The 21,189-nt window shown below is 65.8% G+C and carries 23 protein-coding genes; 19 read left to right on the top strand and 4 right to left on the bottom strand.

Features of this window, described 5'->3' with window-relative positions:
• The first annotated feature begins 81 nt into the window (after positions 1–81).
• The 11 genes from ACODSU_RS20735 (at position 82) to ACODSU_RS20685 (ending at position 8,862) form a co-directional block, all read left to right on the top strand.
• Positions 82–1,116: a sulfate ABC transporter substrate-binding protein gene (locus ACODSU_RS20735; protein ID WP_488844431.1), complete on the top strand. Its 1,035-nt coding sequence runs from the start codon at positions 82–84 to the stop codon at positions 1,114–1,116.
• Between the two features lie 184 nt (positions 1,117–1,300).
• On the top strand, positions 1,301–1,891 hold the full coding sequence (gene ssuE, locus ACODSU_RS20730) for an NADPH-dependent FMN reductase (protein WP_015013767.1): 591 nt from the start codon (positions 1,301–1,303) through the stop codon (positions 1,889–1,891).
• Between the two features lie 168 nt (positions 1,892–2,059).
• Positions 2,060–3,037, top strand: coding sequence for a sulfonate ABC transporter substrate-binding protein (locus ACODSU_RS20725; protein WP_488844429.1), 978 nt, complete (start codon positions 2,060–2,062; stop codon positions 3,035–3,037).
• A 24-nt stretch (positions 3,038–3,061) separates the two neighbouring features.
• A complete protein-coding gene (locus tag ACODSU_RS20720; protein WP_172727574.1) occupies positions 3,062–3,202 on the top strand; it encodes a hypothetical protein in 141 nt (46 codons plus the stop codon).
• Between the two features lie 46 nt (positions 3,203–3,248).
• The gene (locus ACODSU_RS20715; protein WP_488844427.1) at positions 3,249–4,496 is read left to right on the top strand and encodes an FMNH2-dependent alkanesulfonate monooxygenase; all 1,248 of its coding nucleotides are present in this window, start codon (positions 3,249–3,251) and stop codon (positions 4,494–4,496) included.
• Between the two features lie 26 nt (positions 4,497–4,522).
• Positions 4,523–4,900 (top strand): VOC family protein, encoded by a 378-nt coding sequence (locus tag ACODSU_RS20710; protein WP_060984828.1) that lies wholly within the window; start codon positions 4,523–4,525, stop codon positions 4,898–4,900.
• Entirely contained in the window at positions 4,897–5,781 is an 885-nt protein-coding gene (ssuC, locus tag ACODSU_RS20705; RefSeq protein ID WP_488844425.1) for an aliphatic sulfonate ABC transporter permease SsuC, read from the top strand. The genes ACODSU_RS20710 and ssuC overlap by 4 nt, the downstream gene beginning before the upstream one ends.
• A gap of 68 nt (positions 5,782–5,849) precedes the next feature.
• Complete coding sequence (locus ACODSU_RS20700) at positions 5,850–6,659, top strand: ATP-binding cassette domain-containing protein (RefSeq protein WP_488844423.1); 810 nt, start codon at positions 5,850–5,852, stop codon at positions 6,657–6,659.
• Positions 6,660–6,724: 65 nt separating this feature from the next.
• A complete protein-coding gene (locus ACODSU_RS20695) occupies positions 6,725–6,940 on the top strand; it encodes a TOBE domain-containing protein (protein WP_015013774.1) in 216 nt (71 codons plus the stop codon).
• A 437-nt stretch (positions 6,941–7,377) separates the two neighbouring features.
• Positions 7,378–7,782 (top strand): GreA/GreB family elongation factor, encoded by a 405-nt coding sequence (locus tag ACODSU_RS20690; RefSeq protein ID WP_060984831.1) that lies wholly within the window; start codon positions 7,378–7,380, stop codon positions 7,780–7,782.
• A 123-nt stretch (positions 7,783–7,905) separates the two neighbouring features.
• A complete protein-coding gene (locus tag ACODSU_RS20685) occupies positions 7,906–8,862 on the top strand; it encodes a universal stress protein (protein ID WP_488844421.1) in 957 nt (318 codons plus the stop codon).
• An 18-nt stretch (positions 8,863–8,880) separates the two neighbouring features.
• On the opposite strand, the gene ACODSU_RS20680 is transcribed toward ACODSU_RS20685, so the two are convergent.
• Together ACODSU_RS20680 and ACODSU_RS20675 are read right to left on the bottom strand one after the other, a co-directional pair.
• Positions 8,881–10,245, bottom strand: coding sequence for an LLM class flavin-dependent oxidoreductase (locus ACODSU_RS20680; protein ID WP_488844419.1), 1,365 nt, complete (start codon positions 10,243–10,245; stop codon positions 8,881–8,883).
• Positions 10,246–10,551: 306 nt separating this feature from the next.
• Complete coding sequence (locus tag ACODSU_RS20675) at positions 10,552–11,409, bottom strand: TauD/TfdA dioxygenase family protein (RefSeq protein ID WP_488844417.1); 858 nt, start codon at positions 11,407–11,409, stop codon at positions 10,552–10,554.
• 268 nt (positions 11,410–11,677) lie between these two features.
• On the opposite strand from ACODSU_RS20675, the gene ACODSU_RS20670 reads away from it, so the two are divergent.
• From ACODSU_RS20670 to ACODSU_RS20640, 7 genes are all read left to right on the top strand, one after another.
• Positions 11,678–12,784 (top strand): ABC transporter substrate-binding protein, encoded by a 1,107-nt coding sequence (locus ACODSU_RS20670; protein ID WP_488844415.1) that lies wholly within the window; start codon positions 11,678–11,680, stop codon positions 12,782–12,784.
• Positions 12,785–13,078: 294 nt separating this feature from the next.
• The gene (locus ACODSU_RS20665; RefSeq protein WP_488844413.1) at positions 13,079–13,951 is read left to right on the top strand and encodes an ABC transporter permease; all 873 of its coding nucleotides are present in this window, start codon (positions 13,079–13,081) and stop codon (positions 13,949–13,951) included.
• Positions 13,952–13,964: 13 nt separating this feature from the next.
• Entirely contained in the window at positions 13,965–14,768 is an 804-nt protein-coding gene (locus ACODSU_RS20660) for an ABC transporter permease (RefSeq protein WP_488844411.1), read from the top strand.
• Between the two features lie 34 nt (positions 14,769–14,802).
• Positions 14,803–15,636 (top strand): ABC transporter ATP-binding protein, encoded by an 834-nt coding sequence (locus ACODSU_RS20655; protein WP_488844409.1) that lies wholly within the window; start codon positions 14,803–14,805, stop codon positions 15,634–15,636.
• A 36-nt stretch (positions 15,637–15,672) separates the two neighbouring features.
• Positions 15,673–16,767, top strand: coding sequence for an ABC transporter substrate-binding protein (locus tag ACODSU_RS20650; protein WP_488844407.1), 1,095 nt, complete (start codon positions 15,673–15,675; stop codon positions 16,765–16,767).
• A complete protein-coding gene (locus ACODSU_RS20645) occupies positions 16,764–18,122 on the top strand; it encodes a sulfatase family protein (RefSeq protein WP_488844405.1) in 1,359 nt (452 codons plus the stop codon). Before ACODSU_RS20650 ends, ACODSU_RS20645 begins: the two co-directional genes overlap by 4 nt.
• Before the next feature lie 193 nt (positions 18,123–18,315).
• On the top strand, positions 18,316–19,269 hold the full coding sequence (locus tag ACODSU_RS20640) for a CysB family HTH-type transcriptional regulator (RefSeq protein ID WP_488844403.1): 954 nt from the start codon (positions 18,316–18,318) through the stop codon (positions 19,267–19,269).
• Between the two features lie 109 nt (positions 19,270–19,378).
• On the opposite strand, the gene ACODSU_RS20635 is transcribed toward ACODSU_RS20640, so the two are convergent.
• A complete protein-coding gene (locus tag ACODSU_RS20635; RefSeq protein WP_488844401.1) occupies positions 19,379–19,750 on the bottom strand; it encodes an HPF/RaiA family ribosome-associated protein in 372 nt (123 codons plus the stop codon).
• Positions 19,751–19,985: 235 nt separating this feature from the next.
• On the opposite strand from ACODSU_RS20635, the gene ACODSU_RS20630 reads away from it, so the two are divergent.
• Positions 19,986–20,162 (top strand): hypothetical protein, encoded by a 177-nt coding sequence (locus tag ACODSU_RS20630; protein ID WP_488844399.1) that lies wholly within the window; start codon positions 19,986–19,988, stop codon positions 20,160–20,162.
• Between the two features lie 82 nt (positions 20,163–20,244).
• On the opposite strand, the gene ACODSU_RS20625 is transcribed toward ACODSU_RS20630, so the two are convergent.
• Entirely contained in the window at positions 20,245–21,126 is an 882-nt protein-coding gene (locus ACODSU_RS20625; protein WP_488844397.1) for a LysR substrate-binding domain-containing protein, read from the bottom strand.
• Positions 21,127–21,189 lie beyond the last annotated feature (63 nt).

Here is a 21,189-nt window from a genome sequence, read left to right as displayed (position 1 = left end):
GTTCCAGTTTTGAAGAGGGCCTTCCAGAATGCGTTCCATCGGTGTTTTGCACCGCAACACATTCATAAAAGAGGCCCTTCCATGAACTTTCGCCGCGACTTTATCAAGTTTCCCTTCGCCGCCGCCCTGGTGGGCAGTTTGGCCCTGACGGCATTGCCGTCGTTTGCGCAGTCGGTGACGCTGCTCAATGTGTCGTACGACCCGACGCGCGAGCTGTATGTGGACTTCAACCAGGCCTTTGCCAAGCACTGGAAGGCCAAGACCGGCCAGGACGTGACCATCAAACAAAGCCACGGCGGCTCGGGCAAGCAGGCCCGCTCCATCATTGACGGGCTCGAGGCCGACGTGGCCACCCTGGCACTGGCGGGCGACACCGATGCGCTGCACACCAACGGCGGCTGGATCCCCAAAGACTGGCAAAAGCGCCTGCCACACAACAGCTCGCCCTACACCTCCACCATCGTGCTGGTGGTGCGCCAAGGCAATCCCAAGGGCATCAAGGACTGGGACGACCTGGTGCGCCCCGATGTGAAGGTGATCACGCCCAACCCCAAGACCTCGGGTGGCGCGCGCTGGAACTACCTGGCTGCCTGGGAATTTGCCAAGCGCAAATACGGCGGTCCAAACCGTGATGAAAGCAAGGCCAAGGACTTCGTGGCCAAGCTGTATGGCAACGTGCCCGTGCTGGACACCGGCGCGCGCGGCTCCACCATCACCTTTGCGCAGCGCAACCAGGGCGACGTGCTGATCGCCTGGGAGAACGAGGCCTACCTGCTCGAAAAAGAGTTCGGCGCCAAGTTCGATGTGATTGCCCCGTCCATCTCCATCCTGGCCGAGCCCGCCGTGTCGGTGGTGGACAAGAACGTGGACAAGAAGGGCACCCGCGCTGTGGCCGAGGCCTATCTGCAGTACCTCTACACCGAAGAAGGCCAGGACATTGCGGGCAAGCATTTCTACCGCCCCGCTGTGTCTGAAAAGGCAAAGGCCAAGTACGCCAAGCAGTTCCCCAAGCTGAACCTGTTCACCATCAATGACGCATTCGGTGGCTGGGACAAGGCGGCCAAGGACCACTTTGCGGACAACGCCAGTTTTGACCAGATCTACACCCGCAAGTAAGTAAGCCAGTCAGTCCACCCGCCTTTCGTGTGCGGGGGGATGGCGCCCTGTCTCTGTGCAACAAGCCACGCCCCAGAGGGCGGGGCGGGGCGTTGCTCGCCCTTTTTGAATGAAAACAAGCCCAAGCGCCAGTCAAACATGCGCTGACAGCTATCAAAACCATAGTATTCAAGGAATCCACACCATGTCCGCCTTGCTCATCGCCGGCAGCCCCTCGGAGCGCTCCCGCTCCGCCGCCTTGCTCGACGCCGTGGCCCAGCGCCTCTCGGTGCGCGGTGCGTTGGTGGACCGCATCCACATCCGCGACCTCTCGCCCCAGGCGCTGCTGCTGGCCGACTTTGGGCACCCCACGGTGGTCAGCGCCATCGACCAGGTGGCCGATGCCAGCGTGCTGGTGGTGGCCACCCCCGTCTACAAGGCGGCCTACAGCGGCGTGCTCAAGGTGTTTCTGGACCTGCTGCCGCAAACCGCCCTCAAGGGCAAGACCGTGCTGCCCCTGGCCACGGGCGGTAGCCCGCACCACATGCTGGCGCTCGACTACGCGTTGCGGCCCGTGCTGCAGTCGCTGGGCGCCAAGAGCATCCTGCCGGGCATCTACGCCACCGACTCGCAGGTCACGCTGACGCCCGAGGGCACCTACCACGTGCAGGCCGACATTGCCGCCCGGCTGGACGATGCGGTGAACGTGCTGGTGACCGAAACCCTGCGCCCATCACCCGCCCAGGCCACGCGGTTTGCGCCGGTCAACTTCGCTGACGTGCGATGTAGCGTCTGACGCAGGCCCGGCGCTGCGGCAGTCCCGCAGTGCCAGCGCCACCTTCCGTCCCCCTTCATTTCCATTTTTGATTTTTTGCTGCGCCGGGTGCGCGGGCAGGGCGGTGTGCCGCCTGCTGTCAGCCCGCCCGGTGCTCCTCCCACCCGATTTGCTGCTGGAACCTGCACCATGAACGAACTGAACCGCTTCTCCCTGCAACGCCGCCACCTGCTGGCCGCCAGTGCTGCCACTGCCGCTGCGGCAGCGCTACCCGCCCCTTCTTGGGCCCAGGCCTCTGGCGCGCCCCGCGTGCTGCGCGTGGGCCACCAAAAGGGCTGGCTCTCCATCCTGAAAGGCCGTGGCACGCTCGAAAAACGCCTGGCCCCGCTGGGCGTCAAGGTCACCTGGACGGAATTCAACGCCGGCCCCGTGCAGCTTGAAGCGCTCAACGTCGGCTCCATCGACTTTGGCGACGTGGGCGAAGCCCCGCCCATCTTTGCCCAGGCCGCCGGTGCGCCACTGGTGTACGCCGGTGCCACCGTGCCGCGCCCCGCGCTGGAGGCCGTGATCGTGCCCAAGGACTCGTCCATCCGCAGCGTGGCAGATTTGAAGGGCAAGCGCGTGGCCTACAACAAGGGCTCCAACGTGCAGTACTTCCTAGTCAAGCTGCTGGAGAAGAACGGTCTGAAATACGGCGATGTGCAGTCCGTCTTCCTGGCCCCGGCCGATGCGCGGGCCGCGTTCGAGCGCGGCGCGGTCGATGCCTGGATCATCTGGGACCCGTTCCTGGCCGCCGCGCAAAAGACGCTCGATGCCCGCCTGCTGGCCGACGCTACGGGCGTGGTCAACAACCGCGCCTACTACTTCACCTCGCGCGACTTCGCGACCCGGAACACCGATGTGCTGCGCATCGCGATCGAAGAGGTCAACGCCATCGATACCTGGGCGTCCAAGAACAAGGAAGCCGCCGCCGCCGAGCTATCCGCCGTGCTGGGCCTCGACAAATCCATCACCGAGCTGTACCTGAACCGCGCCCGTTTCGGCACGGCCCCGGTCACGCGCGAGATCCTGGCCGAGCAGCAATCGATTGCCGACACCTTCTTCGACCTGAAGCTGATTCCCAAAAAGCTCAACCTGCTGCACGCCGCGCCGGTCGATCTGCTGTAACCGCCTTTGCCCAAGGAGCTGCCCATGCCTGCCCCCATGCCTTTCCCGTTGCACGCCCAACTGCGGCGCGTGCTGTGCGTCACGGCCGCCGCCTGGGGGCTGAACCTGCAGCAGCGACGCGGGGCCCTGCGCGCGCCCCAGTTCGGCTTTGCCATCTCCTACTGACCCCGTACGGACCTCGTTGAGATACCGCTTTGAAAAGACCTGTGCCATGCAAATTTTCTGGTTCATTCCCACCCACGGCGACAGCCGCTACCTTGGCACTGCCAAAGGCGCACGCCAGCTCAGCCATGACTACCTCCAGCAGGTGGCGGTTGCCGCCGACAGCCTGGGCTACGAGGGCGTTTTGATCCCCACCGGGCGCTCTTGCGAAGACCCGTGGGTGGTTGCATCCAGCCTGATCGCCGTGACCAAGAAACTCAAGTTCCTGGTGGCCGTGCGCCCCGGCCTTCACCAGCCCGCGCTGGCTGCGCGCATGGCGGCCACGTTCGACCGGCTCTCGGGCGGACGACTGCTTATCAACCTGGTCACCGGTGGCGACCAGACCGAGCTGGAGGGGGACGGCGTGTTTCTGGACCACGCCACGCGCTACGAGCAGTCCGCCGAGTTCATCCGCATCTGGCGCGAGATCCTCGCGCGCAGCCACAGCGGTGAATCGTTCGACTATGACGGCCAGCACCTCAGCGTGAAGGGCGCCAAGCTGCTGTTTCCGCCCCTGCAGCAGCCGCACCCGCCGGTGTACTTTGGGGGTTCGTCCGACGCCGCCCACGACCTCGCCGCCGAGCAGGTCGAGACCTACCTGACCTGGGGCGAGCCACCGGCTGAAGTCGCCAAGAAGGTGGCCGACGTGCGCGCCCGTGCTGCAAAGCATGGGCGCACCGTGAAGTTCGGCATCCGCCTGCACGTTATCGTGCGCGAGACCGAAGACCAGGCCTGGCAGGCGGCCGAAGAACTTATCAGCCATGTGGACGACGTGACCGTGGCGCGTGCCCAGGCCGTGTTTGCGCGCATGGATTCTGAAGGCCAGCGCCGCATGGCGCGGCTGCATGCCGGCGCCAGGAATAAGGCCCCCACGCTCGGCACTGGCGTGTCCTCGCTGCCCCCCGAGGGGGCGCAATCGCCTAGGGGCGGCCCGTCGGCGATTGGGCGCACGCGGGCCGACCTGGAGATCAGCCCCAACCTCTGGGCCGGTGTGGGCCTGGTGCGTGGCGGCGCGGGCACCGCGCTGGTGGGCGACCCGCAGACCGTGGCCACGCGCATCGAGGAATACGCCGCGCTGGGGCTCGACACCTTTGTGCTGTCGGGCTACCCGCACCTGGAAGAGGCCTACCGCTTTGCCGAGCTGGTGTTCCCGCTGCTGCCCGTGGGTGTGCGCGAGAAACTTGCGGGCGGCAACCCGCTGGGCCCGTTTGGCGAAACCGTGGCCAATGACTTTGTGCCGCGCGCATCGCAAAGCTGAGCGCAGCGCTGCCCAGGAGACCGCCCATGTCCATCCAGTCCATCAACCATGTGCAGCTGCCGTTCCCGGCCGGTGCCGAGGCGCCCATCCGGCGCTTTTACAGCCGCTTGCTGGGCCTGCCCGAGGTGCGGCTGAACGCGGGCAATGCCCTGCGTTTTGTGGCCGGCGCGCAGCGCATCGACCTGGTGCCTACCGAGCACTGGCAGCCCGCACCCGCCGTTTCGCACCTGGCCTTTGAGGTGCAGGACCTGCCCGCACTGCGCCACCGCCTGCTGCAGGCCGAACTGCCGCTGGTGGAAAACCGTGCGCTGCCCGGGTACCTGCGCTTTTACGTCAAGGACCCCGCTGGCAACCAGCTGGAGTTCTTGGAGCCCGACAACGATCCCCAGGAAATATCGCCATGACACAGGCCCAGACAAACACGGTGCCCGTGCGCGAGCTGCAGGTCTCGCCACCCATTGCCGACACCATCGACCATCCGCTCGATGGCCCTCTTCTGCCCGCACCCGTGGCCCGATTTTTTGCAAGCGTGGCGCGGCGCCTGCTGCCCTGGGCCGTGCCCCTGGGCCTCATCGTGCTGTGGCAGATCGCCTCGTCGCAAGGCTGGCTCTCCACCCGCGTGCTGCCCTCGCCGCTGGAGGTGGTGAAGGCCGCCTGGACTTTGACCCTGTCGGGCGAACTGTGGACGCACGTCAAGGTCAGCGCCGGCCGTGCGCTGGCCGGGCTGGCGATTGGCGGCGGCCTGGGGCTGCTGCTGGGCCTGCTGACCGGCTCGGTCAAGCTGTTCGAAACGCTGCTCGACTCCACCATCCAGATGGTGCGCAACATTCCCGCACTGGCGCTCATTCCGCTGGTGATCCTGTGGTTTGGCATCGATGAATCGGCCAAGCTGTTCCTCATCAGCGTGTCGGTGTTCTTCCCGATCTACCTCAACACCTTCCACGGCATCCGCAATGTGGACCCGGGCCTGATCGAGATGGGCCGCACCTACGGCCTGGGGCGCTGGCAGCTGTACCAGCAAATCATCCTGCCCGGCGCGCTCTCCAGCATCCTGGTGGGCCTGCGCTTCTCGCTGGGCCTGATGTGGGTGATCCTGATCGTGGCCGAAACCATCTCGGCGCAGGCGGGCATCGGCTACCTCACGATGAATGCACGCGAGTTTCTGCAGACCGACATCGTGCTCGTGGGCATCTTGCTGTACGCGCTGCTGGGCAAGCTGGCCGATGTGTTTGCCAAGGGGCTCGAACGTTACTGGCTGCGCTGGCATCCCGGTTACCAGGCTTGATGCTTCACGCTTGAATACTCACATTTTTATAGCTGCTGGCGCAATAGCCACTAGAGCAGGAGACCTTTTTGACCACCAGTTCATCTTTACAACCCCAGGGCGTGCGCCTGGAAGTGTGCGGCGTGGACAAACGCTACGGCGCGCGCAATGTGCTCCAGAAGGCCGACCTGGTCATCGAACCCGGCCAGTTCGTCGCCATCGTGGGCCGCAGCGGCTGCGGCAAGAGCACGTTGCTGCGCCTGGTGGCGGGCCTGGAGTCCGTCTCGGGCGGCGCGATCCGCATCGATGGCAAAGACATCGACGGCCTGAGCGGTGACACCCGCATCATGTTCCAGGACTCGCGCCTGCTGCCCTGGAAGCGTGTGGCCGACAACGTGGCCCTGGGCCTGCCGCCCGAGCGGCGCGGCGCTGCGGCCGACGTGCTGGCGCGCGTGGGGCTGGGCGACCGGTTGACCGAGTGGCCGGCGCGCCTGTCGGGCGGCCAGCGCCAGCGCGTGGCGCTGGCACGTGCCCTGGTGCACAACCCGCGTTTGCTGTTGCTCGACGAGCCGCTGGGCGCACTGGATGCGCTGACGCGCATCGAGATGCACCGCCTGATCGAAGGCCTTTGGCGCACCAGCGGCTTTACCGCGCTGCTGGTGACCCACGACGTGCAGGAGGCCGTGGCCCTGGCCGACCGCGTGATCCTGATCGAGGACGGCCAGATTGCGCTGGACCAGCGCATCGACCTGCCACGTCCCCGCTCGCACGGCGACGCCGCGTTTGCCGCCATCGAAAAACGCATCCTGGACCGCGTGCTGCAAAAGCCCGATGGCGACCCGGCGCACGAGGCCCCCTGGCCAGGTGTGCCCGCGCACGGGCTGCGCTGGGCCGTGTGAGCTTTCACCTCTTTCCTCTTTCCCCCTTTTCTTTTTTCTTTCAACGGACTTTTTAGGAGAACCCCATGTCCATCCAAGCCATCAACGTTCGCAACCAGTTCAAGGGCAAAGTGCGCGAGATCATTCGCGGCGACGTCGTCTCCGAGGTCGATGTCGAAACCCCCTGGGGCATCGTGACCTCCGTCATCACCACCCGCTCGGTGGACGACCTGGGCCTGGTCGTGGGCTCCGATGTGGTCGCATTGGTCAAGTCCACAGAGGTGTCGATCGCCAAGCTGTGAGTCGGGAGCAGGGCGCAGGGCCGACGGCGCAACGCCGTGCGGCTCTGCGCAGCCCTCACCTTGTGGCACAGGCCTGCGTGTCGCTTTGGCAGGCAGCGCGGCTCGCCGTGCCCGGGGCTTGACCAGCCGCTATCTGGCAAGAACCCTGGGGCTATTGCCCCCAGAACCGCCCGTGTTGCCTACACTCGGGCCCATGACGACCCTTCTGGTTTGCCCTTTTGCCGCCCTGGCTGTGCTGCCCCGCGCAGCGGCCTGCGCGCGAGCGGTGGCCAAGAAGAACGCGCGTCGTCAGCTGACGCCAGCACATTCCTGAGCCCGGCGGCACCCTCTCTCCTCATCCCCTTGTAGCGCAACCATCCACCGCCGGGCACCAGCCAAGCGCGGTAGCGGCCGTCTTGTCCCCACGGGGCACCGCCGCATTCGATGGAGTGCTTTGTATGCATGCAGTTGTGACCCCTGGCGAGCGCACGCTCACCGACCTGGACTATTCGCGCCTGACCAAGCTGGTCGGCAACCGGCCAGCGCCCTTGCTGGATGACCTGCTGGCCAACGCCGACATCACCAGCCCGCGCACCGTGCGTGCGGATGTGGTCACCATGAACTCCCGCGTGGAGCTGGTGGACCCGCACACCCACCGGCGCCAGGTGCTGACCCTGTGCTACCCGCAGGACGCCGAGCCTGCGGCGGGCTTTATCTCGGTGCTGTCGCCGGTGGGTATCAGCCTGCTGGGCCTGCGGGTTGGAGATATGGCCAAGTGGCAAACGCCGCACGGCGAAGAGTGCTCCGCCACCATCGAGAGCATCCAGTACCAGCCCGAGGCCACGGGCGACTACCTCACCTAGTCGCCTTCGCACGCCGGCCCGCTGCGGGCCGTGCCACCAGATCACTTCCCACCAGACCGGCGCCAATTACATTGGCAGCCGTTGGAGGAGTGCGCGTTGTTCACCACAGAAGGACGTACCACCATGACCCCTCGCTCCATCCTCGTCGTCACCGATTTTTCTGAACTGGGAGGGCACGCGCTAGCACGCGCGGCGTTGCTGGGCGCCGAGCATCGGGCTGCGTTGCAGCTGGTGTATCTCTCCGCACCCGGCGAGGTGCCACCCCCCGATGTGGCGGTGCGCCTGTCGCACCATGCGCTGCAGCTGCGGCAGCGCCACCAGATCGCTGTGCAGGCCGTATCGCGCGTGGATTGCACGGTGGCAGACATCGCCCGTGCGGCAGCCGCGCACGACCTGGTGGTGTGGGGCACGGCACCGCAGCGGGGGCTGCGGGCCTGGTGGGGCACGCACCCCGCCCTGCAGCTGCTGCGTGCTTGCCAGCGCCCCGTGGTCGTGGTGCGCAACGCGGCGGACCAGACCTACCAGAGCCTGTTGGTGGCGGTGGACTTTTCGCAGGCATCGCACCGATTGGTCGAGCTAGGCCTGGCACTGCACCCCCGCGCACGTGTGGAACTGTTCCATGCCATCAGCACAGCCAATGAGGGCAAGCTGCGGTATGCCGAGGTGTCGGAGCGCGCCATCCAGATCTACCGCGAGCAGTGCAGGCGCCATGCGCAAGACCGCATGTTCACGCTGACCGACTCGTACGACGCGCGGCGCAATCGGTTGTCATCGTCCATCGGCCGGGGCGATCCGGCGCGACAGGTGCTGGTGGCACAGCAAAGCGCTGGGGCCGACCTGATTGTGGTGGGCAGGCATCCCGCGTCCCCGTGGGTGGACTGGTTCTTCGAGAGCGTGGCGCAACGCATCTTGCGCGAAGCGCGCACGGACGTGCTGGTGGCACCGCACGGCTTTCAGACCGCCTCCCGGGGCACTGCTGTCAAGCGCCTTGCCACCGACCTGCCCGTGCGCCGCGTCAAGGCGGGTGCGCCACGCCCGCCAAGCCACCCTAACCCCGCCGCGCTGTGGGGCGGGGCATGAAGCGGTGGCCCTCCGGTGTCACGCTGCCTTGGCCAGCGGTGTGGCGTAGCGGCTGGCAGGCCGCGCCAGGCCCAGGTTCTCCCGCAGCGTGTTGCCTTCGTATGCGGTGCGGAACAGCCCGCGCCGCTGCAGCTCCGGCACCACCAGGTCCACAAATTCGTTGAGCGACTGGGGCAGCACGGGCGGCATCACGTTGAAGCCATCGGCCGCGCCGTTCTCAAACCATTCCTGCATGCGGTCTGCAATGGTCTGCGGCGTGCCCACCACCACCCAGTGGCCGCGCGCGCCGGCCAGGTATTCGTACAACTGGCGCACGGTGTAGTTCTCGCGGCGGGCCAGTTGCAGCACCACATGCGCTCGGCTGTTGATGCCCTTGGGTGGCTCGGGGATGTAGGGTGGCGGTGCGTCCAGGTTCCATTGTGTGAGGTCTTCGCCGGGCCAGAAGGGCGCCAGCGTGGCCAGGCCCACGCTGGGGTGGATCAGTGCCTGCAGCTCGGCCCACTTGGCCTGGGCTTCTTCCTCGGTGCGGCCGATGACCGGAGAGATGCCGGGCAGCACCAGCAGCTCGTCGGGCCAGCGACCGTACTTGGCCATGCGGCCTTTCACGTCCTTGTAGAACGCCTGGGCCTCAGCCAGGCTGGTCCAGGCGGTGAAGATGGCCTCGGCCGTGGCGGCGGCCAGCTCCTTGCCATCTTCGGAAGAGCCTGCCTGCACGATCACCGGGTGGCCCTGGGGCGAGCGCTCGATGTTGAGCGGCCCCTGCACCTTCAGGTGCTTGCCGATGTGGTTCAGCGTGTGCAGCTTGTCGGGGTCAAAGTACACGCCGCTGGCCTTGTCGCGGGTGAAGGCGTCGTCGTCAAAGCTGTCCCACAGGCCCTTGACCACGTCCACAAACTCGTGGGCGCGCTCGTACCGCAACGCGGGGTCGGGGTGGGCATCCAGACCAAAGTTGCCGTGCACGTTCTCGGCGCTGGTGGTCACCACGTTCCAGGCGGCGCGGCCTTTGCTAATGTGGTCCAGCGACGCGAACTTGCGTGCCAGCAGGTACGGGTCTTCGTAGGTGGTGGATGCCGTGGCCACAAAGCCGATGTGCTTGGTCACAGCCGACAGCGCGGCCCACAGCGTGACGGGCTCGAAGTGCGAGAGCCGCCCCTGGCGGCTGAAGGACTCGCGGTCGCCCTTGTGCCACACGCCCGGGCTGTCGGCCACAAACACCTGGTCGAACAGGCCGCGCTCTGCGGTCTGCGCCAGTTCGATGTAGTGGTCGATGTTCACACCCGCATCGGCCTGCGAACCGGGGTGGCGCCACGCGGCAATGTGGTGGCCCGTGGCCATGATGAAGGCGCCGAGGCGCAGCTTTCTTGATGTGTCGGGTTGGGTCATGGGTATTTTCAAAACGACTGTTGAATGGGCCCGCAGCTCGCGAGACTGGCGCGGCCCAGGCGAGTGCACCCGTGGAACCGGCTTCGCCGGACCACCGGGTGCGTCCCCCTTCGGGGATGTCCTGCATCACTCCCTGCGGTCGGTGATAGCGCGGCCTCGGGCCATCCGCTGCGTTGCTTTTTTTGCCAATAGCTCGGCTATTGGCTGCAAAAAGACGCCTTGCGGACTGTCCCGATCCGCACTACCACCGACTCGCGAGGGTGATGCAGGACATCCCTGGGAAGGCGCCGAAGGCGACTCAGGGGGCTACTCAGTGATAGTGATGCGATGCAGCTTGCGGTGCTGCGGGAAGAAGTCGCCCACCGCGTAGTGCTGGGTGGAGCGGTTGTCCCACACCGCCAGCGTGCCTGGCGCCCAGCGCAGGCGGGCCTGGAACTCGGGCACCTGGGGCAGGGCAAACAGCTGGGTCAGCAGGGTGTCGCTCTCCACGCGCGACAGGCCCTTGATGTGGCTGGTGAAGGTGGAGTTCACATACAGCACCTTCTTGCCCGTGACCGGGTGCACGCGCACCACCGGGTGTTCCACCGGCGGGTACTTGGCGCGCGCGGCCTTCAGCTCGTCACCGCTGGCGTCCTTGCGTAGCAGGTACTCGGTCCAGCCGCTGATCTCCCAGGTGTGCACGGCCGTGAGCGTCTCCAGATAAGCCTGGAAGGCGGGCGGCAGGCTGGCGTAGGCAGCGGTGAGGCTGGCCCATAGTGTGTCGCCACCGCTGGCCGGAATCACCTGCGCATACAGGCTGGTGCCCAGCGGTGGCTGCTCGCGCCAGGTGATGTCGGCGTGCCAGTTGCTCGACGCCTTGGGGCGCTCGGCGGTGCTTTCCACGATTTCGATCTCGGGGTGGTTTTCCAGCCGGGGGAAGAACGCCTTGACCTCGGCCACGTTGCCAAAGGTGCGGGTGAAGTCCACCTGCTGCTGCGGCGTGATGTGCTGGTCGCGGAAGAACAGCACCTCGTGCACGGCCAGGGCCTGGCGCAGCTCGGCCTGCGTGGTGGCATCCAGCGGCTGGCGCAGGTCCAGGTCGTGGATGACGGCGCCGATGGTGGGGGTGTAGGGCTCCACCGCAAAGCGGGTGAAGGTGGGGTGCAAGTCGTTGATCTTGGACATGGTGCTGCTTTCTGAAACGAGGGTGGTGGAAAGAGAACGGCCATGCCATTGGGACACTGCAAGCGCTGCACACCAACGAAGCTGTTCGCATATCGATAGTTGGAAAAACAGGCGCTGCAGTCAGGCGAGCGGGTAGGGCGCTTGCGCATTTGGATATCTGTTTTTGGTCGTTGGCCGCATTGCCGGGCGTGCCTAGAGTGGGGCTCGACAGGTGCAGGGCGTGGCCCGCGCACCGTCCCAACGCAACCCCTACGAAAGAGCGACACCCATGAAAAAAACACCCTGGAATACCACCCGCCGCAAGGCCTTGACCGCAGCAGGCGCTGCCTTGGCGCTGGGCCTGTGGGCGGGCAGCGCCGCTGCACAGACGGCAGAGCCGCTGAAGGTGATCCGCATTGGCGTGGCCACCGGCGGCGTGGGCAGCGACCCCGTGCGCCACGGCGGCACGTCGGCCGCGCTGGCCTACACCGATGGCGCGCTGGAAGAAGAGTTCAAGAAAGACGGCGTGAAGGTGCAGTGGACTTTCTTCAAGGGCGCAGGCCCCGCCGTGAACGAGGCGCTGGTCAACAAGCAATTGGACTTTGCATGGCAGGGCGACCTGCCGTCTATCGTGCACCGGGCCAGCGATGTGAAGACCAAAATCATCCTCGGCAGCGGCGTGCGTACCGGCCTGTACTTGGCAGTGCCGCCGGATTCCAACATCCGGCGCATCGAAGACCTCAAAGGCCGCAAGGTGGCGGTGTTCAAGGGCACCAACCTGCACCTGGCCGCCGTGCGTGCGCTGGCCGACAAGGGTCTGAGCGAGCGCGATGTGAAGCTGGTCAACCTGGACCTGCCCAGTGCCGAGGCCGCGTTGGTGAGCAAAGACATTGACGCCGCTTTTGGCTACGTGGGGTTCTTCAAGCTGCGCGATCAGGGCCTGGCCAAGGTGGTGTGGTCGGCTGCGGAAGATTCGTACAAGTACACCCGCCAGACAGCACTGCTGGTGACCGACGAGTTCGCTGCCCGCCACCCCAAGGCCGTGGAGCGTGTGGTCAAGACCGTGGTGCAGTACGCCCACAAATATTCCGACGAAAACCGCCGTGCCGAGCTGTTTGCGCAATGGGGCAAGGCCGAGTACCCCGAGAAGGTGTGGCGCGAAGACTTCATCGGCCAGCCGCTGCGTGTGCGCCTGTCGCCGCTGCTCGACCCGTTTCTGGTAGCGCGCTACAAGGACGCGGCCGATGAGGCATTCAAGCTCAAGCTGATCCGCAAGAAGCCCGAGATCGACAGCTGGTTTGACCGCCGCTACCTGAATGCCGCACTCAAGGAACTGAAGCTGGAGGCCTACTGGCCCGTGTATGGCGCCAACGGGGACTTGGCAACCGCGCCCTAGTAGTGGGCTCTGCGCCAGAAGGATTGAATCCTAGGTAGGGGGACCGGGCCGGTGAAAACCGCCCTTTGCAACCCGCCGGCACCCAGTGCCTGGCGGGTTTTTTTGTGCCCGCGTCTGGCCCCGCTCATAACGTCTGCACCGCTGCTCATGCCGCAAACATCTTTGTCATTGCATATGAGTATTAACCATTTATTTTTATAACAAACGTCTTTTACATTCTTTTTGGTTGTTATTGAAGTTGCCCACCCAGCCCTGGGCGGTAGCACTTTTTCCACCCGAAAGGACATGCAAAAGATGGCGATACCCGCACTGAATGCGGCCGGGCCTGCCAGCCCCACGCACCCGTTGGAGCCGCTGCCGGACACGCCCGCGCGGCGCGTTGCAGCGGCAAGAACCAAGGCGTCCTGGTCCTGGGCAGGTCGCTCACTCTGGGCCTGGCCTTTTCCGCTGGCCGTGCTGGCACTGTGGCAGTTGTCCGCCGTGTGGGGCTGGGTTCCCGAGCAGGTGCTGCCTCCGCCCGCTGCCGTGTTCAAGGTGTTTGGTGAGCTGCTGGCCAGCGGCGAGCTGTGGGACCACCTGCGCATCAGCATGGTCCGCGTGTTTGCGGGCTTTGGCATTGGCCTGTCGCTGGGCCTGCTGCTGGGCGGTGCCATGGGCCTGTCGCCCACCTTCCGCGACTATTTGTTCCCGCTGTTCAAGGCGTTCAGCCAGGTGCCGGTGATCGGCTGGCTGCCGCTGCTGATTCTGGTGGTGGGCATCGATGAGGCATTGAAGTTTCTGCTGATCGCCAAGGCTGCGCTGGTGCCCGTGGCCATCAACACCTGCCAGGGCATCCGGAACGTGCCCAACCGGCTGGTGGAGGTGGCGCGTGTGTATGGCTTTACCCGCTGGCAAATGCTGCGCAAGGTGGTGTTTCCGGCGGCCACGGCGCCTATCTGGAACGGCGTGCGCTATGGGCTCACCCATGCCTGGCTGGCGCTGGTGGTGGTGGAGCTGCTGGCGTCGTCCGAGGGCATCGGCTTCCTCATCGTCTATGGCCGCCAGCTCTTTCAGCTGGACGTGGTGCTGGCCGCCGTGCTGGCCGTGGGCATCGTGGGTTTTGTGATCGACAAGCTGCTGGCCATGTCCGAGGCGTGGCTGCTGCGCTGGCGCAAGCCGGGGCTGTGAAAGGGGTGTGCAAATGTCTTCTGTGAACGTGCAACGCAACCTGTTCCACAAAGTGCCGCCACGCCTGCGGGGCTGGGTGCTGCCCGTGCTGATCCTGGCCGTGTGGTGGGCAGTGGTGGCCTCGGGTGCGTCCGATTCGCCCCTGCTGGTGTCGCCGCTGGCCGTGTGGCAGCGCGGCGTGGGCCAGGTCGTCAGCGGTGAGCTTTGGGTGGCCTTGTCGGCCAGCCTGTGGCGCATGGCCTGGGGCTTCGGCATTGGCTCCAGCATCGGTCTGGCGGTGGGCGCGCTGCTGGGCTGGTCCCGTTGGGCCGAGCGGCTGGTGGGGCCCACCTTCCACACGCTCAAGCAGATCTCGCTGTTTGCGTGGATTCCGATGCTGTCGATGTGGTTTGGCCTGGGCGATGCCGCCAAGGTGGCCTTCATTGTCATGGCCGCGTTCTTTCCGGTGGTTCTCAACACGCTGGAGGGACTGCGCAGCGTGCCGCGCGAATACCTGGAGGTGGCCCGTGTGTACGAGTTCAGCGTGTGGCAAACGCTGCGCCGCGTGGTGGCGCCTGCGGCCGCGCCCTCGCTGTTCACCGGCATCCAGCTCTCGCTGATCTACAGCTGGCTGGCCACGCTGGGGGCCGAATACCTGTTGGCCTCGGGCAAGGGCATTGGCAACACGCTCATCGACGGGCGCGAGCACTTCTGGATGGACCTGGTGCTGTTTGGCGTGGTGGTGGTGGGCCTGGTGGGCTTTGCACTGAACGCGCTGCTGGGTGCGCTGGAAAAGCGCCTGCTGGCCTGGCGCGACCGCACGGTAGCGCAGTACTGAATCTGCATCCCCATACGAACACAAGGAACACACCATGGCACACGCCGGTACCCTGGCCATTCGCGGCCTGAACAAGCAGTACGAGGTCAAGGGCGAAGCCCTGCCTGTGCTGCAGGACATCAACCTCACCATCGAGCCTGGCGAGTTCGTGAGCATCGTGGGCTCCAGCGGTTGCGGCAAGTCCACGCTGCTGCGCCTAGTCATCGGGCTGGAGGGGGACTATCAGGGCGAGATCCTGCTCAACGGCCAGCGCATTGTGGGCACCAGCCTCAACCGGGGCATCGTGTTCCAGGAGCACCGCCTGTTTCCCTGGCTTACGGTCGAGAAGAACGTGGCGCTGGGCCTGCTCAACTCCAGCCTGACCGAGGGCCAGCAGCGCGCCACTGTGCGTGAGCACATTGCGCTGGTGGGGCTGGAGGGGTTCGAGACTGCCTACCCGCACCAGCTCTCGGGCGGCATGTCGCAGCGCGTGGCGATTGCGCGGGCGCTGGTCAACCGGCCCGACATCCTGCTGCTGGATGAGCCCTTTGGCGCGCTCGACGCCATGACCCGCGCCCACCTGCAGCAGGAGCTGCACCGCATCTGGCAGCAAGAGGGCATCACCATGATCTTGGTGACCCACGACGTGGAAGAGGCCGTGTACCTGGGCGACCGCGTGGTGGTGATGGAGCCGCGCCCTGGCCGCATCCGCCGTACTGTGCCGGTGGGGCTGCCCCATCCGCGCGAGCGTACTTCGCACGCGTTCACCGCCATCAAGGACAGCGTGCTGCGCGAGTTTGCGGGCCACCCGGCGGCCGACCTGGCCGAGCCGCCGCTCAAGCGCGGCGAGCAGCTGGCACCCGCTGCGCAGTGGCAGTTTGCCGTTTGATTTTTTGTTCTCCCTTTTCTGATTCCCGAGATTCCCATGACACCAAAAAACTCCTCTGTTTTCTCCACACGCCGCTCGCTGCTGGTGGCTGGCGCTGCCACATTGGCCGCCCCTCTGGTGCTGCGCGCCCAGTCGCCTGCCAAGGTCATCCGCATCGGCTCTCCCGACTTGGGCACCGCCGGCAAGCCCTCGCCGGGCGGCAGCGTGTTTGCGGTGCTGCAGGCCAACAAGTGGCTCGAAGATGAATTTGCCAAGGACGGCATCAAGATCGAGTGGAACTTCTTTCGCGGCGCAGGTCCGGCCGTGCACGAGGCGCTGTCGGCCAAGCAGCTCGACGTCGTCTCGCTGGGCGATCTTGCCGCTGTCATCGGCCGCGCGCGTGGCCTGCCCACCCGCTTCATCGCGGCCACGGGCAGGGGCAGCAACAGCTACCTGGCCACCGCGCCGGGTGTGAGCATCAAGACGGTGGCCGACCTCAAGGGCAAGAAGGTCACGGTGCTAAAGGGTACGGCCTACCAGCGCACATTCGACAACCTGCTGGCCACAGCGGGCCTGACCGAAAAGGACGTGAAGCTCATCAACATGGACTGGCCCACCTCCAAGGCTGCCGTAGTGGCCGGGCAGATCGATGCCACGTTTGGCGGCTCGGACCTGTTCCTGCTCAAGGCGCAGGGCGCGCAGATCGCGCTGAGCACCAAGGGCCGGGGGCCGGACTACACCATCAACTCGGGCATCCTGGCCACCGAGGATTTCGCCGCGCAAAACCCGCAGCTCACCCAGCGCCTGGTGACCCAACTGGTGCGGGCTGCCCACTGGTCTTCGCAAGAGGGCAACCGCGAGGCGCTCATCAAGCTCTACGCCGACAACAGCGGCAACCCCGAGCTGTCGTTCCGCGAAGAGCTGGCGGGCGACAACCTCAATGCGCGCTACTCGCCGCTGCTGGACGAGGGCTTCATCGCCGGTTACCAGGGCGTGCTGGAGGACGGCGTCAAGCTGGGGCTGGTGCGCCAGACCTTTGACGTGAAGGCCTGGTTCCAGCCCAGTTTCGTGCTGCAGGCTGTGAAGGACCTCAAGCTCGACAAGCAGTGGCGCGAGACCGACGCCGCTGGCAAGGTCAAGGGGGCGGCATGAGCATCACCACCAATGTGGCCGCCTCCGCATCCACACAAGCGCCCAACATCGTCTTCATCCTGGCCGACGACCTGGGCTGGGCCGACCTCAGTGTGTACGGTCAGGCCGACTTCACCACGCCGCACCTCGATGCGCTGGCGGGCGAGGGCGTACGCTTCACCCAGGCCTATGCCAACTCGGCCGTGTGCTCTGCCACGCGGTTTGCGCTGATCACCGGGCGCTACCAGTACCGCCTGCGTGGCGGGCTGGAAGAACCCCTGTTGCGCAAGGCCCATGTACACGGCCTGCCGCCCGAGCACCCCACGCTGCCATCGCTGCTGCGCGATGCGGGCTATGACACGGCGCTGATCGGCAAGTGGCACCTGGGCAGCCTGCCCACATTCGGCCCGCTCAAGAGCGGTTACGACCGCTTCTTTGGCAACTACGGCGGCGCCATCGATTACTTCACCCACAAGCCCGGCGTGGGTGATGCCGTGGCGCGCGATTTGTACGAAGGCGAAGTGCTGGTGGAGCGCGTGGGTTACTACACCCAGCTGCTGGCCGACGAGGCCACGCGCTGGATCGGCGAGCGCAGCGCGACCAAGCCGTTCTTTTTGTCGCTGCACTTCACTGCGCCGCACTGGCCCTGGGTGGGACCGGAGGACGAAGAAATCTCGCTGGGCCTGAAGAACCTGTTTCACTACGACGGCGGCAACCTGGCCACCTACGCGCGCATGGTGCGCTCGCTCGACAAGGCGGTGGGCCAGGTGCTGGATGCCCTCCAGGCACAAGGCGTGGCGGACAACACCATCGTGGTGTTCACCAGCGACAACGGCGGCGAGCGCTTTTCCAAGACCTGGCCCTTCACCGGCCAGAAGACCGAACTGCTCGAAGGCGGGATCCGCGTGCCCACACTGCTGCGCTGGCCTGCGCGCATTGCCCCGCAGGTGAGCGACCAGGTCACCGCCACCATGGACTGGCTGCCCACGCTGCTGGCCGCTGCGGGCGTGGCGCCCGATGCCGACTACCCACCAGACGGCGAGAACATCCTGCCCGTGCTGCTGGGCGATGCGCCTGCACACCCGCGCACACTGTTCTGGCGCTACAAGTCACAGCGCCAGCGCGCAGTGCGCGAGGGGCGCTTCAAATACCTGCGCATCAACGACAACGAGTTTCTGTTCGACGTGGAAGCCGACACGCTGGAGCGCGCGAACCTGCGCGAGAAATACCCCGAAGTGTTCGAACGATTGCGCACGGCGTGGGAGCAGTGGAACGCGCAGTTCCTGCCCATCACCGACGAGGTCATCACCCACGGCCTGTCGCCCGACATCCAGGCCGACCGCTATGTGCCCGACCTGAGCCAGCGGGGCATGTGAGGCCTCTGTGTGGCAGAAAACCAAAAAAAGTGACTGATGCGCTAGTGAAATATGCACTTGATGCTATCAAAAACATAGTATCTGCGAGCTCTCTGCCCGATGGGCCCTATGGCTTCGTGCCAAAGGGATCGTCACCAGTACGGGCCTTGGCAGGAGGCAGTCACAGGGACATTGTGGGACCGGTTTTTCATTTATGAACTTTCAGCAACTGCGCTCCGTGCGCGAAACCGTGCGGCGGGGCTTCAACCTGACCGAAGTGGCCCACATCCTGCACACCTCGCAGCCTGGCGTGAGCCGCCAGATCCGCGAGCTGGAGGAAGAGCTGGGCGTGGAGATTTTTGTGCGGGCGGGCAAGCGCCTCACGGGCCTGACACCGCCTGGCGAAGTGCTGCTGCCCACGGTAGAGCGCCTGCTGCTGGAGGCTGACAACCTCAGGCGCGCCGGCCAGGACTTCAGCGACAGCGCGCAGGGGCGCCTGTCGGTGGCGGCCACACATTCGCAGGCGCGGTATGCGCTGCCGCAGGTGGTGCGCGACTTTCGGGCCTTGTTCCCGCATGTGTCGCTGCACCTGCACCAGGGCTCGCCGCGCCAGGTGGCGGAGATGCTGCTGTCCGGCGAGGCCGACATCGGCGTGGCCACCGAGGCCCTGGCTGGCTATGACGCCCTGGTCACCCTGCCGTGCTACCGCTGGACGCACAGCATCGTGGTACCGCCGGGCCATCGCCTGCTGGACCTGCCTAGCCCGGTGACGCTGGAGCAACTGGCACAGTACCCCATCATCACTTACGAGCTGGGCTACACCGGCCGCGCGCACATCGACGAGGCCTTTGCGCGCGAAGGCATTGCGCCCGACATCGTGCTCACCGCCATGGACGCCGACGTGATCAAGACCTACGTGGAGCTGGACATGGGCGTGGGCATCGTCGCGTCCATCGCGGTCGATGAAGAGCGCGACCGCCACCTGCGGCTCATCGACGCGGGCCATCTGTTCGAGGTCAATCTCACCCGCCTGGGCCTGCGGCGTGGCGCCTGGCTGCGCGGGTATGCCTACCAGTTCATTGAAAGCTTTGTACCCACGCTCACCCGCGATGTGGTGCAAAAGGCCGTGGCGCAGGGCGCTGAGCTCGGGAGCCTTCTGGGGGAGTGATGGCTGGGTGATGGCTGGGTGATGGGTGCCGCACCTGCCAGTGTGCGGTAGGGCGGCCCGCTTCCGCGTATTGCACAGGCCTTCCGCTCCATGGAGCGGCAGTGACATTTCAGGTGGGTTGCTCCGTGGCGCCAGAGTGTTCAGCACCCGCCGTCCGGTCACGGCGGCGCTGCCGTCGAGGCGTGGCCTGGCGGCGCCAGGCACGCAGCAGATGGCGTGCCGCACTGGCCAGGGCTTCGTCCAGCGCACAGCGCCAGTCTCTGGCCACAGACGACACCACCACCGGGCCTGCGCCGTCGGTGCGCAGGGCAATCTGGCAGCGTTTGTCTGCACCGCCCCGGGGGCCATTGATGTCATCCAGTTTGATGTCTGCACGGGGCACCAAGGCATTCAGCCGCCGGAAGGCAAATCGCACGCGGCGCTCCACCGTATCACGCAGTTGCGCTGCTTCGGGGTGATGGGTTCTGACAAGAATCTGCATGGGCAATCTCCTGGGTTGAAGGTGACACCGTAGCCCGCAGGGGCGCAGCCAGCCAGCAGGCTTTATCTGCGTGATGCGCTTGAAAATCCTGTGTATTCGATGCGCCTGAAACCTGCCGCGAAGCCTCGTATTTTTGGATGCCAGGTCCAGAAAAAACCTGCTTTTTGATGGCGAGGCCGGGCCGCAGATTCAGGGCTCCTGTTCACTTGCTAACGACCGCTACAAGGAGCCATCCATGAATCTCTGGTCTGCCATCCCTTCGCTCATTGCTACTCTGCGCCAGCGTCTCGCGCGCTGGCTGTTCCGTGATGCCGTTAGACCGGCGCCTGCGCTGCGGCGCGTTCCGGTGCCGCTGCGGGTCCAGACGCAGTACCGGGACGGCTGGCAGCCGCGTTCGCGCTATCGCCGTTAGGCGGGGCTGGGTAGGGCGGCCGCGGCTGCTCCTGCAGCTTGCGCCCAGGCGATACAAGCAGGGCTGCTTTGATGCTGCCGCCTTACCGCGCAGACGCCTCCACCATCTGCCGCACCAGCGGGTGGTGCTGACCTCTGCGCGACCAGATGGCGTGCACCTCCTCAAAAAGCGCGGGGCAATCGCCCAGCAGGCGCAGGCCTCGCACCAGCCCCACGTCTTGCGCCCCCAGGCGGCTGACCGGAAACACCCCCAGCCCCCGCGCTGCAAAGACGGCCAGCAAGGCGCTGTCCTCAAACTCGCCCACCACGCGCGGCTGCAGACCCAGGTCTTGAAACCACGCATCCAGCGTGGCCCGCAACGGCGCGTGGTGCGTGGGCAGTAGCACTGGCAAATCTTGGAGTGACTGGGGAAAGCGGTCGCGCGCTGCCTTCTTGACCAGCGATGCTGGTCCGTACCACTGCAGCGGCGAGCGCGCGATGCGTTCGCTGGTCAGGCGTTGCTGTGGGATGCGCGGCGCTGCCTGCCCGGCCAGCACCACGTCTAACTGGTGCAGGGCCAGCTCGGACAGCAGTTCGTCCGACTCTCCCTCGTGGCACACCAGCCGCAGATGGGGCGTTGCCAGCACCGGCTTCAGCAGCGCATGGGCTGCCAGCTTGGAGATGCCGTCCGACAGCCCCACCGACAACCGCGCCACACGGGCTGTGGCGGCCTCACGCACTTCTTCTTCAATGTACTGACCCAGTTGAAAAATCTCTTCGGCCCGGGTGAACGCGGCCTGCCCGGCTTCGGTCAGCGCCACACCGCGCCCCGAGGGCTTGAGGAGCTGGTGGCCCAGCGACTTCTCCAGGTCTCGCACCTGTGCGCTGATGGTCTGCACGGCCATCTCCAGCCGGTCTGCAGCCCGGGCAAAGCCGCCTTCCTTGGCAACCATCCAGAAGTAGTACAGGTGGCGGTAGTTCAGCATGCACGGCCTCAGGTTCGAGAAAACCGAATGCTAGGTGCGGCCCGGGCTGGTGTCTATGTCATG

The organism is Acidovorax sp. FG48 (genome assembly GCF_057809085.1).
This window is presented reverse-complemented; position numbering and strand designations above follow the sequence as displayed.

Excerpts from the sequence above, each read along its gene's own strand:
- ACODSU_RS20660 (WP_488844411.1), top strand. The coding sequence starts at position 13,965 with ATGTCTTCTGTGAACGTGCAACGCAACCTGTTCCACAAAGTGCCGCCA.
- ACODSU_RS20630 (WP_488844399.1), top strand. The coding sequence starts at position 19,986 with ATGAATCTCTGGTCTGCCATCCCTTCGCTCATTGCTACTCTGCGCCAG.
- ACODSU_RS20735 (WP_488844431.1), top strand. The coding sequence starts at position 82 with ATGAACTTTCGCCGCGACTTTATCAAGTTTCCCTTCGCCGCCGCCCTG.
- ACODSU_RS20690 (WP_060984831.1), top strand. The coding sequence starts at position 7,378 with ATGCATGCAGTTGTGACCCCTGGCGAGCGCACGCTCACCGACCTGGAC.
- ssuE (WP_015013767.1), top strand. The coding sequence starts at position 1,301 with ATGTCCGCCTTGCTCATCGCCGGCAGCCCCTCGGAGCGCTCCCGCTCC.
- ssuC (WP_488844425.1), top strand. The coding sequence starts at position 4,897 with ATGACACAGGCCCAGACAAACACGGTGCCCGTGCGCGAGCTGCAGGTC.
- ACODSU_RS20715 (WP_488844427.1), top strand. The coding sequence starts at position 3,249 with ATGCAAATTTTCTGGTTCATTCCCACCCACGGCGACAGCCGCTACCTT.
- ACODSU_RS20665 (WP_488844413.1), top strand. The coding sequence starts at position 13,079 with ATGGCGATACCCGCACTGAATGCGGCCGGGCCTGCCAGCCCCACGCAC.
- ACODSU_RS20635 (WP_488844401.1), bottom strand. The coding sequence starts at position 19,750 with ATGCAGATTCTTGTCAGAACCCATCACCCCGAAGCAGCGCAACTGCGT.
- ACODSU_RS20670 (WP_488844415.1), top strand. The coding sequence starts at position 11,678 with ATGAAAAAAACACCCTGGAATACCACCCGCCGCAAGGCCTTGACCGCA.
- ACODSU_RS20625 (WP_488844397.1), bottom strand. The coding sequence starts at position 21,126 with ATGCTGAACTACCGCCACCTGTACTACTTCTGGATGGTTGCCAAGGAA.
- ACODSU_RS20685 (WP_488844421.1), top strand. The coding sequence starts at position 7,906 with ATGACCCCTCGCTCCATCCTCGTCGTCACCGATTTTTCTGAACTGGGA.
- ACODSU_RS20710 (WP_060984828.1), top strand. The coding sequence starts at position 4,523 with ATGTCCATCCAGTCCATCAACCATGTGCAGCTGCCGTTCCCGGCCGGT.
- ACODSU_RS20650 (WP_488844407.1), top strand. The coding sequence starts at position 15,673 with ATGACACCAAAAAACTCCTCTGTTTTCTCCACACGCCGCTCGCTGCTG.
- ACODSU_RS20720 (WP_172727574.1), top strand. The coding sequence starts at position 3,062 with ATGCCTGCCCCCATGCCTTTCCCGTTGCACGCCCAACTGCGGCGCGTG.
- ACODSU_RS20640 (WP_488844403.1), top strand. The coding sequence starts at position 18,316 with ATGAACTTTCAGCAACTGCGCTCCGTGCGCGAAACCGTGCGGCGGGGC.
- ACODSU_RS20695 (WP_015013774.1), top strand. The coding sequence starts at position 6,725 with ATGTCCATCCAAGCCATCAACGTTCGCAACCAGTTCAAGGGCAAAGTG.
- ACODSU_RS20655 (WP_488844409.1), top strand. The coding sequence starts at position 14,803 with ATGGCACACGCCGGTACCCTGGCCATTCGCGGCCTGAACAAGCAGTAC.
- ACODSU_RS20675 (WP_488844417.1), bottom strand. The coding sequence starts at position 11,409 with ATGTCCAAGATCAACGACTTGCACCCCACCTTCACCCGCTTTGCGGTG.
- ACODSU_RS20680 (WP_488844419.1), bottom strand. The coding sequence starts at position 10,245 with ATGACCCAACCCGACACATCAAGAAAGCTGCGCCTCGGCGCCTTCATC.
- ACODSU_RS20725 (WP_488844429.1), top strand. The coding sequence starts at position 2,060 with ATGAACGAACTGAACCGCTTCTCCCTGCAACGCCGCCACCTGCTGGCC.
- ACODSU_RS20645 (WP_488844405.1), top strand. The coding sequence starts at position 16,764 with ATGAGCATCACCACCAATGTGGCCGCCTCCGCATCCACACAAGCGCCC.